Origin of the sequence: Allomuricauda sp. TY007 (assembly GCF_010468565.1) — a bacterium.
Taxonomy (GTDB): domain Bacteria; phylum Bacteroidota; class Bacteroidia; order Flavobacteriales; family Flavobacteriaceae; genus Flagellimonas.
On sequence record NZ_WUEG01000006.1, the window covers coordinates 125,020 to 139,872 of the forward strand.

General features: G+C 42.0%; 15 protein-coding genes. 8 read left to right on the forward strand and 7 right to left on the reverse strand.

From position 1 onward, the window contains the following. Position 1: 1 nt before the first annotated feature. The 5 genes from GO009_RS08435 to GO009_RS08455 form a co-directional block, all read right to left on the reverse strand. The gene (locus tag GO009_RS08435) at positions 2-736 is read right to left on the reverse strand and encodes a rhomboid family intramembrane serine protease (RefSeq protein WP_163625770.1); all 735 of its coding nucleotides are present in this window, start codon (positions 734-736) and stop codon (positions 2-4) included. Further along, complete coding sequence (mutL, locus tag GO009_RS08440; RefSeq protein WP_163625771.1) at positions 737-2,587, reverse strand: DNA mismatch repair endonuclease MutL; 1,851 nt, start codon at positions 2,585-2,587, stop codon at positions 737-739. It abuts the gene before it with no gap. Beyond that, on the reverse strand, positions 2,587-2,871 hold the full coding sequence (locus tag GO009_RS08445; RefSeq protein ID WP_163625772.1) for a riboflavin synthase subunit beta: 285 nt from the start codon (positions 2,869-2,871) through the stop codon (positions 2,587-2,589). The genes mutL and GO009_RS08445 overlap by 1 nt, the downstream gene beginning before the upstream one ends. A gap of 137 nt (positions 2,872-3,008) precedes the next feature. Further along, the gene (gene ribH / locus GO009_RS08450; protein ID WP_163625773.1) at positions 3,009-3,491 is read right to left on the reverse strand and encodes a 6,7-dimethyl-8-ribityllumazine synthase; all 483 of its coding nucleotides are present in this window, start codon (positions 3,489-3,491) and stop codon (positions 3,009-3,011) included. A gap of 3 nt (positions 3,492-3,494) precedes the next feature. After that, entirely contained in the window at positions 3,495-4,256 is a 762-nt protein-coding gene (locus GO009_RS08455) for a tetratricopeptide repeat protein (RefSeq protein ID WP_163625774.1), read from the reverse strand. 126 nt (positions 4,257-4,382) lie between these two features. Here GO009_RS08455 and GO009_RS08460 point away from each other — a divergent pair, with 126 nt between their 5' ends. Genes GO009_RS08460 through GO009_RS08470 form a run of 3 tightly spaced genes read left to right on the forward strand, consistent with a single transcriptional unit; the run spans position 4,383 to position 6,185 of the window. Further along, complete coding sequence (locus tag GO009_RS08460) at positions 4,383-5,462, forward strand: DNA replication/repair protein RecF (protein WP_163625775.1); 1,080 nt, start codon at positions 4,383-4,385, stop codon at positions 5,460-5,462. 4 nt (positions 5,463-5,466) lie between these two features. After that, positions 5,467-5,889, forward strand: a complete 423-nt coding sequence (locus GO009_RS08465) for a hypothetical protein (protein WP_163625776.1) — start codon at positions 5,467-5,469, stop codon at positions 5,887-5,889. Continuing rightward, on the forward strand, positions 5,889-6,185 hold the full coding sequence (locus GO009_RS08470) for a DUF721 domain-containing protein (protein WP_163625777.1): 297 nt from the start codon (positions 5,889-5,891) through the stop codon (positions 6,183-6,185). The genes GO009_RS08465 and GO009_RS08470 overlap by 1 nt, the downstream gene beginning before the upstream one ends. A 244-nt stretch (positions 6,186-6,429) precedes the next feature. Here GO009_RS08470 and GO009_RS08475 read toward each other — a convergent pair whose 3' ends face one another. Both GO009_RS08475 and GO009_RS08480 read right to left on the reverse strand, forming a co-directional pair. Continuing rightward, positions 6,430-6,849, reverse strand: coding sequence for a nucleoside-diphosphate kinase (locus GO009_RS08475; protein ID WP_163625778.1), 420 nt, complete (start codon positions 6,847-6,849; stop codon positions 6,430-6,432). Positions 6,850-6,897: 48 nt separating this feature from the next. Further along, positions 6,898-7,932 carry an alkaline phosphatase D family protein gene (locus GO009_RS08480; RefSeq protein ID WP_163625779.1) on the reverse strand — a complete coding sequence of 345 codons (1,035 nt, stop codon included), beginning with the start codon at positions 7,930-7,932 and terminating at the stop codon, positions 6,898-6,900. Positions 7,933-8,006: 74 nt separating this feature from the next. On the opposite strand from GO009_RS08480, the gene GO009_RS08485 reads away from it, so the two are divergent. The 5 genes from GO009_RS08485 to GO009_RS08505 all read left to right on the forward strand — a co-directional run bounded on the left by GO009_RS08485 (position 8,007) and on the right by GO009_RS08505 (position 14,852). Continuing rightward, positions 8,007-9,023, forward strand: a complete 1,017-nt coding sequence (locus GO009_RS08485; RefSeq protein ID WP_163625780.1) for a bifunctional oligoribonuclease/PAP phosphatase NrnA — start codon at positions 8,007-8,009, stop codon at positions 9,021-9,023. Beyond that, positions 9,020-9,568 (forward strand): gliding motility-associated peptidyl-prolyl isomerase GldI, encoded by a 549-nt coding sequence (gldI, locus tag GO009_RS08490; protein ID WP_163625781.1) that lies wholly within the window; start codon positions 9,020-9,022, stop codon positions 9,566-9,568. Before GO009_RS08485 ends, gldI begins: the two co-directional genes overlap by 4 nt. Before the next feature lie 11 nt (positions 9,569-9,579). Further along, positions 9,580-10,686, forward strand: coding sequence for a peptidylprolyl isomerase (locus GO009_RS08495; RefSeq protein ID WP_163625782.1), 1,107 nt, complete (start codon positions 9,580-9,582; stop codon positions 10,684-10,686). Between the two features lie 135 nt (positions 10,687-10,821). Further along, positions 10,822-11,847 carry a DUF3810 domain-containing protein gene (locus GO009_RS08500; protein ID WP_239057425.1) on the forward strand — a complete coding sequence of 342 codons (1,026 nt, stop codon included), beginning with the start codon at positions 10,822-10,824 and terminating at the stop codon, positions 11,845-11,847. 59 nt (positions 11,848-11,906) lie between these two features. Continuing rightward, positions 11,907-14,852 (forward strand): amidohydrolase family protein, encoded by a 2,946-nt coding sequence (locus tag GO009_RS08505; RefSeq protein ID WP_163625784.1) that lies wholly within the window; start codon positions 11,907-11,909, stop codon positions 14,850-14,852. The last annotated feature ends 1 nt before the right edge of the window (position 14,853 follow it).

A 14,853-nucleotide genomic window follows, 5' to 3' on the forward strand; every position in this document is an offset into this window, starting at 1 on the left:
GCTAATCCCACCTATTACTGTTGAACTGATTCTTTTTCCAGTACCACATCATTATAAAACCAATTAAAGCACCACCAATGTGTGCAAAATGTGCCACCCCTGTATTTACATTGCCTATCCCAAAAATAAGGTCAACGGCAATAAGAATAGGCACAAAGTACTTTGCTTTTATTGGTACGGGCAAAAAGATAAGCATCAGTTTGGCCTCCGAATACATAAAGGCAAAAGCCACCAAAATACCGTAAATAGCTCCCGATGCGCCTACCGCAGGGGTATTAAATGCTGTCAACATGCTGTCGATTGCTCCTTTTCCTGCAATATCGTACCAACCAGGGCTATACTGTCCATTGGCCAAAATATCCAAAATCTGTGTACGGGCAATACCTGCACCTTCCAAAGCACTCATTCCCTCGCTGAAAAGAAAATAATTCACTCCTGTATGCAAGGCAGCAGAACCCAAACCTGCCGAAAAATAGAAGAAAAGAAACTTGTTCTTGCCCCAAATACGCTCCAAAGGGGTTCCAAAGGCCCAGAGCGCATACATATTAAAAAGAATATGCATAAAGTTGCCATGCATAAACATGTGGGTAACCACCTGCCACCATTCAAAATTGGAGTTCTTGGGAAACCAAAGTGACATCCATTGATACATTTGGTCTCCATATAATTGTGTGGCAAAAAACAAGATCACGTTTATGATCAAAATATGCTTTACTGCCTCGGTAAGTCTACCCATTTAATTAAATTTTTTATCTATATCCCCTTCTGAGATAATGGTATATGTTATTTTTTGAAAAGGGCTCAAATTGGGCTCTTTGCACGCAAAAAGATTGTTCACCAAGGCCAATTGCGATTCTTGGTCCAACACATCGCCGGTTCTTACTGCCAAATTCCTACTTAATGCCTTGGCCAACATTTCTGCCTGCGAAATAGAGCCATCGGCATAACCCTCCATATAATCAGCAATCAAACGATCCAATACCGTGCCAATCCCACTCTCGGGAACCATCATGGGTACGCCTGTCACTTTTACAGTCTCCTGTTCCAAGCTATCAAATACAAAACCTATGTTTGTCAGGCTTTCATGGATTTCTTTGACTACGGCCAATTCCTGCTTGTTAAAGCTCAGTTCCAAAGGAAACAATAATTGTTGGCTTACCCCCTCTTTTACGGTAATCTCACCCAAAAATTTCTCAAAAAGAATACGTTCATGAGCTCTATTCTGATGGATGACCAACATGCCCGACTTAACGGTACTCACCACAAATTTGCGTCGCAACTGAAACGTACTGGCCAAATGCTCTTCGACCGCTTCTCCAGAATACAAAGTGCCCTGCTCTTCGCTTTCGGACTCAATAACCACGCTACTAAACCCCTGATGTTCATTCTGGTTGCCAAGACCTTCATACAAGTCCTCCCAACCCTTGGTACTTTGTTTACGGAAGTTACCACTAGAACTACTCTTTTTGGCCGTTGTTTCTTCAAACGGATTAAAAGTAGCATCTACCGTTACTTTCGGAAGTACCGCACCTTTTTCTTTGTACGAATAAGGGGTGTCCAAATTGGGGTCATGGTCAAAATCCAATACCGGGGCCACGTTGAATTGCCCCAGACTATGTTTTATGGTAGATCGTAATATAGCATAAAGTGTATTCTCATCATCAAACTTCACCTCTGTTTTTGTGGGATGAATGTTAATATCGATGGAAGATGGGTCCACATCCAAAAACAAAAAATACCCAGGGTATGTATCGGATTTTATCAAGCCTTCAAAAGCGGTGACCACGGCATGATGCAAATACGGACTCTTGATATATCTATTATTGGCAAAAAAGAATTGTTCTCCCCTGCTCTTTTTGGCAAACTCGGGCTTACAAATAAATCCGGACACCTTTAAAACTTCGGTTTCTTCGGAAACAGGAACCAAACGGTTATCCATTTTACTCCCGAATATGTGCACAATCCGCTGACGGTGTTTGGTACTGGGAAGGTTGAATATTTCAGAGCCGTTATTGTAAAAGTGGAATTCAACATTCGAATGCACCATGGCCACACGATGAAACTCATCTGTAATATGGCGGAGTTCCACTTGGTTCGACTTTAAAAAGTTTCGTCTGGCAGGAATATTGAAAAATAAATTTTTGACGGAAATGGAAGTTCCTTTTGGAGTCGCCACCACTTCTTGGGACACAATTTTGCTTCCCTCGATTTTTAGATGGGTTCCAACTTCATCATCAGCGGTACGTGTTTGCATGTCCACATGGGCAATTGCCGCAATGGATGCCAAGGCTTCTCCCCGAAAACCTTTGGTTTCCAGATTGAACAAATCCTGAGCGGATGATATTTTGGAAGTCGCATGCCGTTCAAAAGACAAGCGGGCATCCGTTTCGCTCATCCCCACACCATCGTCAACCACTTGGATAAGTGCTTTGCCACCATCTTTGATGATCAATTTGATTGATGTGGCACCTGCGTCAATGGCATTTTCCATTAACTCCTTTACTACGGAAGCGGGTCGTTGCACCACCTCCCCTGCTGCTATTTGGTTAGCGACATGGTCCGGTAAAAGTTTAATGATGTCCGCCATTATGGATTTAGGAATATTGATAGATCAAAATCGATGATAAACAGGAACAGCAACACCAAAACGGCCACAATAATCCAAAAACGAAGCTTTAAGTTTTTATCCCCTTCGGTCTGTAGGTCATCTACTGCAGAGGTCAACTTGTTTTTAATTCCCTTAGTGTTGTGAGCCGTACTTCGAAATTTATCAAGTTTGTGCTCAATTTTATAAGGATTCCCCTCTCCCTTGTAATACCTGGGGGAGTAATCGAAGCTCTTGTTTTTTCTAAGTTTTAAAGGGTTTCGCATGGTATCCTTATCGCTGTAGCCTCAAAGGTACTCAAAATAGAAAAAAAGGGTTGGGCGTTTGTCCCAAAAAATGTTAACAGCTAACTAGATCTTTGGATTATTGGATAAATGGATTGTTAGAATTGTTGAACTTGAACTTATTTCCCCAGCATGGCCATTTGAATGGCTGCAATAGCGGCTTCGGTGCCCTTATTGCCGTGTTTGCCCCCACTTCTGGCTTTGGATTGCTCAATGTTATCATCCGTCAACACACAGAAAATAACGGGAACATCATAAGCGACGTTCAAGTCTTTTATGCCTTGGGCCGTTGCGCTGCAAACAAAATCAAAATGACTGGTTTCCCCACGGATAACACTGCCAATGGCCACAATGGCATCGACTTTTCCCGTTTGAATCATTTTTTTGCAACCAAAAGTCAGTTCAAAACTGCCTGGAACGTTCCAACGAATCAAATTTTCGGGAAGTGCCCCGCAATCCAGTAGCGCATCTTCCGCACCTTGATACAGGGCTTCGGTTATTTCGTCGTTCCATTCAGAAACAACAATCCCAAACCGAAGATCCTTCGCGTTTGGGATTTTATTTTTATCGTAAACGGATAGGTTTTTGTTCTCTGTGGCCATGGTTTAATTTTGTGCCAGTCCGATCAGGGCATCAACACTATTGGCTTCTTGTGAGTTGGGATATTCTTCTTTGATACGCTCAAAGTATCCTAAAGCTTTGCTTTTTTCTCCGAGTTCCAAGGCAATCACACCTGCTTTGTGTAAAAATCTTGGTGCAGTAAACTCATTATCGCTGTGTTTAACGGCTTTTTCGTAATAGTCCAAAGCATCTTCGGGCTGGTTCAACTGAGAGAAAGCATCTCCGATGCCACCTTTTGCCATAGCTCCCATAATATCATCATCAGAAGAAAAACCCTCTAAATGCTCAATAGCTTGATCATATTGTTTCAAGTTCAAGTAAGTCATACCTGCGGAATACTTGGCCAAATTGGCCGCCTTGGTCCCACTGTACTCCTCGATAATGTCCAAGAAACCATATTTACCTTGGGCTCCGTTCAATGCCAAAGTAAACAAAGAATCTTTCTCTGTTTCACTTGCCAAGGCTTGATCAAAATATTGTTGTGGATAAAAAAGTTCGTTTGCTGCGGCAGCTTCTTTTGGGTTCTGGATGAATTGGTGGTATCCCAAATAGGCCAAAACACCCACAGCGATTACACCGATTACGCCCAAAATGTAGTTTTGATTCTTCTGAACCCATGCTTCGGTCTTGGAGGCACTTTCGTCCAAAGTGTTGAAAACTTCAGCGGTTGTGCTGTCGTGTTCCTCTAACTGAGCTTCTTCCTCTTTATTTTTTGGCTTAAAGCCTCTCTTCTTGTATGTTGCCATCCGTCATTTAATTGGTCGCGCAAAAATAAAGTTTTTATCCAAAACCAAAAGGTAATTTATTCGTTATTTTTGGATTCCCTTTTTAAAGGACCGCCATTTAATTCCAAAATGTTTCGCTGATCTTTTATGTTTTTAAGACATTTATCTTTAGTCAATTACAAAAACTTTGATTCCAAGACGCTGGAATTCGACCCTGTGATCAACTGTTTGGTGGGCGATAACGGGGTGGGAAAGACCAATGTTTTGGACTCCATTTACCACTTGTGCTTTGGCAAAAGCTACTTTAACCCCGTGTCCACACAAAACATAAAACACGGAACGGATTTTTTTGTGGTCGAAGGGGAATTTGAGAAAAAAGAAAGAACCGAAAAAATACTCTGCTCTTTTAAAAAAGGCACTAAAAAGGTGATAAAACGCAATGGAAAACCCTATGAAAAGTTTTCCGAACACATCGGTTTTTTGCCTTTGGTGATTATTTCCCCATCTGATCGTGATTTGATTTTGGAAGGCAGCGAAACCCGTAGGAAGTTTATGGACGGGGTAATTTCCCAATCGGATAAGGCATATCTGCAGAACCTCATCAAATATAACAAGGTGGTTTCGCAACGAAATTCCCTGCTCAAATATTTTGCCGCCAACCGTACCTTTGACCCAGATACGTTGAGCATTTACAACGAACAGATGAATACCTTGGGAACAGCAATTCATCAAAAAAGAGTGGAGTTTATTGAGTCTTTTCTCCCCATTTTCAAAGAGCAGTACCATAACATCACCGAAAAAGATGAGCAAATCGACCTCGCCTACGAAAGTCAGTTGAGCGATGACACACTTCTGAATCTCTTGGAAAAGAATATTGAAAAAGACAGAGCGTTGCAATACACCTCGGTCGGCACCCACAAAGACGACCTCAGTTTTACCATTGCCGGGCATCCCATTAAAAAATTCGGGAGCCAAGGCCAACAAAAATCCTTTTTGATTGCCTTGAAACTGGCACAATTTCATTTCATCAAACAATTGGCGGATACCACTCCCATTTTATTGTTAGATGATATTTTTGACAAGTTGGACGAGAATAGGGTGTCCCATATTGTTGGACTGGTCAAAGATGATAATTTTGGTCAAATCTTTATCAGTGACACACACGCTGACCGGACAGAAAATGTGGTCAAAAACATCCATCAGAGCTATAAAATATTTAACTTGTAGCATCATGAAACGTATCCTCCCCTTTTTATTGATTTTACTGTTCTGGAGCTGTAATGATTCATCCGTAAATAAAGACGACTTACGTTATTTGAATGGATATTGGGAAATCTCGGAGGTAGAATTTCCTGATGGAAGCAAAAAACAATATGCGGTAAATACCAGCATTGATTTTATAAAGTTTGAAGACGGGAAAGGTTACCGCAAAAAGATGCAGCCCCGATTCGATGGCACTTACGATACTTCAAATGATATGGAAGATTTTGAGGTATCGCACACCAATGAAACAATCATTCTTCTTTATTCAACCGAATTGAGCGAGTGGGAAGAAAAACTGGTGCAGTTGGATTCGGTTTCATTTTCGGTCATCAACCAAGAAGGTGTAACCTATAAGTACAAACGTTTTGAACCCATAAAAATACCACAGTAATGGCAAAACGACATAGTTCCCATATTCCATTGAGTGAAGCGCTTAGCGAGTTCATCCAAGAAAACAAGCTCCAAAAGGGCATGGACAAAGTGGATGCCAGGGAGGCCTGGGCAACATTAATGGGCAATGGGGTAAACAACTACACATCCGCGGTTGAACTGAAAAACGATACACTCTACATATCGCTCACCTCTTCCGTATTGCGAGAAGAATTAAGTTTGGGCAAAACCAAAATCATCAAGATGATCAACGAAGAGTTGGGCAAGGAACTGGTGAAGAAGTTGGTTTTAAGATAATCGCAATGTCATTTCGAGAGAGCTAAGCGACGAGAAATCTAGAAGTAATGTAGATTTCTCAATCGATGCTTTGCATCTCGTTTCGAAATGACAAGTATAATCGTAATGTCATTTGGACAGAGCGAAGCGACGAGAAATCTAACTTAAATCCTATTCTTTGTTTATGAGATTCCGTGTCAAGCACGGAATAAATAAAAAAAGCCACCCGAAAAGGTGGCTTTACTAAAATTATCTTGTAAATCGATTAGTAGATTTCCCTTCCTGAAAAGTGGAAAGCACCTTCGATAGCAGCATTTTCATCGCTATCGGAGCCGTGAACCGCATTTTCACCAATACTGGCAGCATACAATTTTCTAATGGTTCCCTCGGCAGCTTCTTCTGGATTGGTTGCACCAATCAAGGCACGGAAATCATCTACGGCATTGTCTTTTTCCAAAATGGCGGCAACAATCGGTCCTCTTGTCATAAACTCCACCAATTCACCAAAAAATGGACGCTCCTTGTGGATGGCATAGAATATTTCGGCATCCCTCTTGCTCAATTGTGTGTACTTCATGGCCACAATCTTAAATCCAGCAGCCGTTATTTTATCCAAAATCGCACCAATGTACCCGTTTTCAACGGCATCAGGCTTAATCATGGTAAATGTTCTATTTCCAGTCATTTTTTAAATTTTGCGCAAACTTACGCTTTTTCAGGCAAGGTACAAGGCTCAATAGCTTTGTTTTAACTCTTGGAGAACAGTACCATTATCTCCCATAATCTTGAATTCTGCCTTTTTTTCTTCTATATTTAGGTTGATGACACCGTAACTTTTATCCGAAACCACCTCCCCTACGCGATACTGATTGGGTTCACCGCTAAAGCTCGAGTAGGAATGGGTAAGTCCGCTGCTGGTAAAGTCCACCAATGGATAGGATAGGCCGTCAACATCAGCTCTGGAGAACTCGGAAATATGTCGGTCGCCCGATAAAATGATGACTCCCTTTGCTCCAGATTGCTTGATAATGTTTTTCAATTTCTCCACCTCCAACGGAAAGTTGCCCCAAGTCTCAAAACCATGCTCGCCAGATAGTACCTGGATACTGGACATGATCAAATTGAAGTCAGCATCCGAACCGCTGAGCTCCTTTTCCAACCATTGCCATTGGGCATCACCAAGTACAGTCGCAGTGGAATCCATAATTGGTTTGTATCTCCTATTTGAATCCTCATCTTTGATGAGTTCACTCCTAAAATATCGGGTATCTAGCACAATAACTTTCACTTTCCCCTTTGAAACCTCATATTCGTGGGAAGCATACACCCCCTGTTGGTTTCTTCGTTCACTATCTTTCGGTACATTCATAAAATCCAAAAACACCTGCTGGCTTTCTGCCTTTATCGCAAAATCGGACCCTCCGTCATTCACACCAAAATCGTGATCGTCCCAAGTACCGATAATAGGAACTTCTTTTCTCAACTTCGCATATCCTGCCACGGTATCCTGCATCGCATAGATAGTGCGTAATCGCTCAACATCGTCCGTGTCCGCGTAAACGATGTCCCCACCCCAAATCCAAACATCTGGATTTTCAGCCAAAATATCATCCCAAAATGGATTAGGTTCTTGTGACATATTGCAGGAGCCAAAGGCAACCACAAAATCAGGCGCAGGCTGCTCTTGGGACTCAGTTGTTTGCTCCGCCTTCTTTTTACAGGAAATAAACAAAACCAACGCCGCTAAAATTAGGTATGATTGCTTCATGATATGATTTTACAGAACCAAAAATACGGATAAACCAAGTTACCTCTATATTATATTATTGTATATTTGGCCGCATGAATTCAGCGGATATCACGACAGTAAAGTCGATTCTTTCCCAACCTCAAAAGATAGCGATCATACCCCACAGAAATCCTGACGGAGATGCCATGGGGTCCTGCTTGGCACTATACGGATTTTTAAAGAAAAAGGGGCATACCGTACATGTGGTTGCTCCAAATGACTATCCAAAATTCTTGAAATGGATGCCGGGGAACGATACGGTCATCAATTTTGAAAGGGAAAACTCGCAAGCCAAAGAACTTATTCAAAAAGCCTCGGTGATTTTTACTTTGGACTTTAACGACCTCTCCCGTGTTGGCCAAATGGAATCGGTTTTGCAAGAGGCCAATGCTGATTTTATTATGATAGACCACCACCAACAACCAAGTGATTATGCCAAGGTGACCTATTCCGATGTTACCATGAGCTCTACCTGCGAGATGGTGTACAACTTTATCGACTTTTTGGGTGAAACCAGTCTTATTGATGCCGACATCGCCACGAATTTGTACACGGGCATTATGACAGATACGGGTTCATTTAAATATCGGTCAACCTCAAGCAAAACCCACCGCGTGGTGGCCGAACTTATTGATAAAGGTGCTGACAATATGGAAATTCATCGAGAGGTGTTTGATACCAATTCCCCATCCCGTCTACATTTGCTGGGCGTTGCCTTGAGCAATATGGTAATCCTGCCCGAATATAGGACAGCTTACATTACCCTTACCCAAGACGAGTTGGACCAGTACGATTTTAAAAAGGGGGACACAGAGGGATTCGTAAATTATGGGCTAACTTTGGAAGGTATTATTTTTGCGCTCATTTTTATTGAAAATCGCGAAGAGGGCATTATCAAGATTTCGTTGCGCTCAGTTGGGGACTTTTCCGTTAACGAATTTGCGAGAGCACATTTTAATGGAGGCGGACATACCAATGCTGCCGGGGGCAGGAGCGAGATGAGCATGGAAGAGACCATATCCAAATTCAATGAGATTTTGAAAACCTATAAAAGTAAATTGAACCCATGAGATTTTTTCTAGCTGTTTTGTTGGTCACAATCCTTGTGAGTTGTGGAGGTCCAGAACCAAGAAAACCCGTAGAGGTTAAATCGGGCAGTTTTTACAAGGAATCCATTGAACGCACCAAAAAACTTTTGGCCGCAGAGGAAGAAGTTATCCAGGGAATCATCTCCAAAGATACGGTTCACGAATACTTGTCCAGTCCTAATGGATTTTGGTACTATTACGAGTCCAAGAACGATACGGCAACATATCAATTAAAAACGGGAGATCAAATTTTGTTTTCCTATAATTTGATGAGCTTGGGCAACGACACCATTTATACGGCGCAAGAAATTGGGCCAATATCTCACGTAATAGATAAGCAACAACTGTTTCCCGGGCTTCAAAATGCCGTGAAACTTTTAAAAATAAACGAAAAGGCCACATTTTTGTTCCCGTCTCCCCTAGCCTATGGCTATCAGGGCGACAACAAGGCCATTGGACCAAAAACTCCGCTTAAATCATCTGTAGAATTACATACAATCATAATAGACAACGACAGTTTAAACTAAATTCTTAAACAATGAAGAGATTATTTTACATCATACCCTTATTTCTCCTAGTTATCATAGGATGCAAGTCGAGCAAGTATGCAGATTTGGGAGATGGTATTTTTGCTGATATCCAAACTACCAAGGGCGATATCATTATACAACTGGAATACAAGAAGACACCTGTTACCGTGGCCAACTTTGTATCCTTGGCAGAAGGAAAAAATCCATTTGTAAACGAAGAGTATAAGGACAAAAAATTCTATGACGGCATCGTCTTCCATAGGGTCATCAAAGATTTTATGATTCAAGGTGGAGACCCAACAGGTTCGGGAAGCGGCAACATTGGGTATACCTTTAAAGATGAGTTCAACGATTCGTTGAGGCACTCCAAAAAAGGAATCCTTTCCATGGCCAACAGAGGTCCAAAGACCAACAGCAGCCAATTTTTTATCACACACAAAGCAACTCCGTGGTTAGATGACAAACATACTGTTTTTGGTGAAGTGGTCGCAGGAATGGATGTAGTGGACACTATTGCCAGTGTTGAAACCGGTGCGCAGGACAGACCAAAAACAGATGTTGTAATGAATCACGTAGAAATTGTTCGCAATGGAAAGGAAGCTCGACAGTTTGATGCCGTTCAAATTATGAGCGATTATTTTGAGGAAGCCAAAGCAGCCGAAGAAGCATTCAAAAAAATGAAAGAAGATCTGGCCGCTCAGTTTACGGAACAAATCAACGAAGCCGAAGAAACTTCCAGTGGCTTGCGTATTTTGACTTTGGAAGAAGGGGACGGGGAAAAACCCAAAGTAGGCCAAAAAGTATTGGTAAACTATGCCGGATGGTTGTTCAATGGGGATTTATTTGATAGTAATATTGAAGAAATTGCTGAACAGTTCAACCAATTGAACCCAGGCAGGAGAGATCAAGGCGGTTACCGACCTTTCCCAATGGATTATAGCCCCGATGCGCAATTGGCAGCAGGTTTCCGCGAAGGGTTGTTGACCATGAAGGTAGGAGACAAAGTCCGTTTGTTCATTCCTCCACATTTAGGGTATGGCGATAACGATTATGGTCCAATCCCAGGTGGTTCCACCTTGGTCTTTGATATAGAAATTGTTGGAATCCAAGAATAACAACCCGACCAGATAATATAAAAAAGCCGTACTTTTCCGTGCGGCTTTTTATTTTTCAGTGCTCATAACACTTTGCTTTCGTTTTTGATGGGACAAAAAACCAAAACAATCATAGCTCTAGCCCTTCCAGTACAAATGCTTTTGGTAAAGTGGATAGGAAGTTATCCTAACTTTGTTGAGAATTATTACAGCAATGGTATTTACGTATACATTTCCCGCTTTTTGCGAACCTTGTTTGGTTGGATGCCCTTCTCTTTTGGAGATTTGATTTATACAGTTCTTGTTATTCTGGCTGTCAGATACGTATATAGAAACTGGAAAAGCATCAAGCAAAAACCACTGCTTTTTCTAAAAGATATTGCCGTGGTCCTTTCCATTGTATTTTTTGCTTTTCACCTGCTCTGGGGCATGAACTATCACCGACAACCCATCACATGGAAACTTGGCATTGAACGCAATTACACGGTTGACGAATTGGTTGATTTAACCCGATATATTGTCAAAAAAACAAACCAATATCAATTTGAGTTGACAGGAGATACCGTGTCACCTGTACATATACTCTACTCCAAAAAGGAAATCTTCTCAAAAACGGAAGAGGCATACGGGAACTTTGCAAAACAATACCCCGATTTTGGATACGAACATCGCAGCCTAAAGTCTTCCATATACAGTATTCCACTCACTTTTATGGGATACGGCGGCTACCTAAACCCTTTTACCAACGAGGCACAGGTAAACGGGATTACCCCAAAATTTAGGTTGCCCACCGTTAGCGGGCACGAAGTAGGCCATCAATTAGGCTACTCGGCCGAGGGAGCCACTAATTTTATCGGTTTTTTGGTCACTTCACAAAGTGAAGACCCTTACTTCAAGTATTCCGCTTACAATCATGCCTTGGGCTATTGCCTCACCGACCTTTTTCATAAAGATGAGGAACGGTACAAAGAGATTGTGGCCACTATACATCCTGGTGTAAAAGAAAATTTTAATGAATTACGCGATTTTTGGGAAAAATATGAGAACCCCATGGAACCCATATTTAAATCCGTATTCAACACTTTTTTAAAGGTAAACAACCAAAAGGACGGCATCAAAAGTTACAACTCTGTTGTTGGATTGATGATTAATTATCGAAATCAACAGTTAGACTCTCTTTGAAACTTGTGGAGTCCTTTGAGTTAGGTTATATTTAAACCGACTAATTCAATTCAAACCTTATGAAACTTAAACTTTTAGCACTGTTTCTCTTCATGGGCAGTGTTTCTTTGTTTGCGCAGGACTACTTTCCAAAAAATGATGGCGTAAAGGCAAAGAAAAACAACAATTACACGGCATTCACCAATGCCAAGATCTATGTAACCCCAACACAGGTTATCAATAACGGTACCTTGCTCATCCAAAACGGCAAAGTGGTACAAGTGGGGAAATCCGTAAGCATTCCCAAAAATGCCGTTGTAGAAAATCTTGATGGAAAATCCATCTACCCATCATTCATCGATGTATTCTCAGGATTTGGAGTAAAACTTCCCAAAAAAGCCAACGGCGGCGGAAGATCGGCACAATATGGGCCATCCAGGGAAGGATTCTACTGGAACGACCACATTATGCCAGAGAACGATGCCATCAACAGTTTTACTTATGATGAAAAAGAGGCCAAAGAACTTCGAAATGCAGGTTTTGGGACCATCAATGCGCACATTGAAGATGGTATTGCCAGAGGGACAGGACTTTTGGTTGCTTTGAACGATGAAGCATCCGAAGCACAACGCATCCTATCCGATAAGTCTGCACAATACTTTTCTTTTGAAAAAAGTGTCGCATCCAGACAATCTTACCCAGGCTCCTTAATGGGGGCCATGGCATTGATGCGCCAGGTTTATTACGACATGGACTGGTACAGCAAGGGCAATGTGGACACCAAGGACCGTTCTTTGGAAGCACTTATCAACAACAAGGGATTGACTCAGATTTATGCTGCCGGTGATAATGGTAACGTTTTACGTGCTGATAAAATCGGAGACCTTTTTGGTATTCAATATACCATTTTGGGCGGGGGCGATGAATACGAGCGTATTGATCAAATTAAGGCCACAAACGCCAAATTGATCCTACCGCTGGACTTTCCGGATGCATTCGATGTATCCAATCCATACGAGGCAAAGTACATTGCTTTGAAAGATATGAGACACTGGAACTTGGCACCATCCAACCCAAAAGTGTTGGCAGATAATGGCGTAGATTTCTCCATCACTTTGCACGGACTTAAATCCCCCAAAGAGTTGAAGGAAAAAATCATGAAGGCCATCACTTATGGCCTTTCCAAAACAAAGGCATTGGAAGCTTTGACCACTGTTCCCGCCCAGATCTTGGGCAAATCCAACGAAATAGGATCACTACAGGCCGGAAGCCAAGCCAACTTTTTGATCACCTCCGGTGATATTTTTGACAAAGGGACCACACTTTACGAAAACTGGGTGCAAGGAAACAAAAATGTTATCGAAAACATGGATGTTATTGATATCCGTGGCGATTACAACCTAGCTGTGAATGGAACCACTTACAAGGTTTCCATAACAGGAGATGCCGATAAACCAAAGGCGGAAATCAAAAAAGGGGACAAAACCGTGGATGCCAAAATAGATTATTCTGCCGATTGGTTGAATATTTCTTTCAGTGAAGACAATGTAGGTTCTTACCGCATGGTTGCCCATATTTTGCAAAGCACGAAAACCATTACAGGTACTGTGGTTCTTCCCAATGGTGATCAAACTTCGGCAACAATGACCAAGACTTCACCTTTCGAAGAAAAATCCAAAGACAAAGAAACTGCCGAGAAGCCTCAGCTTATGGCTTTGACCTATCCAAATGTTGGGTATGGCTTCAAGAAAAAGCCTGAGCAGGAAAACATCCTATTCAAAAATGCAACCGTTTGGACAGGCGAAAGCATTCTGGAAAACACCGATGTATTGATCAAAAACGGTAAAATTTCTAAAGTTGGAAAAGACCTACGTGCTGGAGGGGCTACTGTGGTCGATGGCACAGGAAAACACCTCACCGCGGGAATTATTGATGAGCACACACATATCGCAGCCTTATCCATTAACGAAGGAGGACACAACTCATCCGCGGAAGTGCGCATGGAAGATGTAATCGACCCAAAGGACGTTGCCATTTATCGCGATTTGGCCGGTGGTGTCACCACCGCTCAATTGTTGCACGGTTCTGCCAACCCAATCGGTGGACAATCTGCCATTTTTAGATTGAAATGGGGAGAAAGTGCCGAAGATATGGTGTTCGACAACTCACCCAAGTTCATAAAATTTGCTTTGGGAGAAAACGTAAAGCAGTCCAACTGGGGCAGCTATTCCCGTTTCCCACAGACAAGAATGGGCGTTGAGCAGGTATATACCGATTATTTCCAACGCGCCAAGGAATATGATGAAAAGAAAAAGAGCGGAGAACCTTACCGTTATGATGAGGAGATGGAAACATTGGCCGAAATCCTAAACGGAGAACGATTCATCTCTTGCCATTCTTATGTACAGAGCGAAATCAATATGATGATGAAAGTCGCAGAAAAATTTGGTTTCCGCGTAAACACTTTCACACACATTTTGGAAGGTTACAAAGTAGCCGATAAAATGGCCGAACATGGTGTTGGTGGGGGTACATTCAGTGATTGGTGGGCGTACAAATATGAAGTGAACGATGCTATTCCTTACAACGCCGCCATCATGTCCAGCCAAGGTGTGACCGTAGCCATTAACAGTGATGATGCGGAAATGTCCAGAAGACTGAATCAAGAAGCTGCCAAAACCGTGAAATACGGAGGTATGTCAGAAATTGAAGCTTGGAAAACGGTAACCTTGAATCCAGCAAAATTGCTTCATTTGGACGACCGCGTAGGAAGTATCGAGGAAGGTAAGGATGCCGATGTTGTGCTGTGGAGCGACCATCCCCTTTCGGTTTATGCCAAAGCTGAAAAAACCTTGATCGAAGGGAAGGTATATTTTGATCTGGAAAAGGACAAAATGCTACGAGAATCCATCAAAAAGGAAAGAAACCAATTGATCGGAATGATGCTGAACGAAAAGAAAAATGGCGAAAAAACCCGTACTCCCGTTCAGAGCAAAAAACAAGAATTTCACTGTGACACCCTTTAAA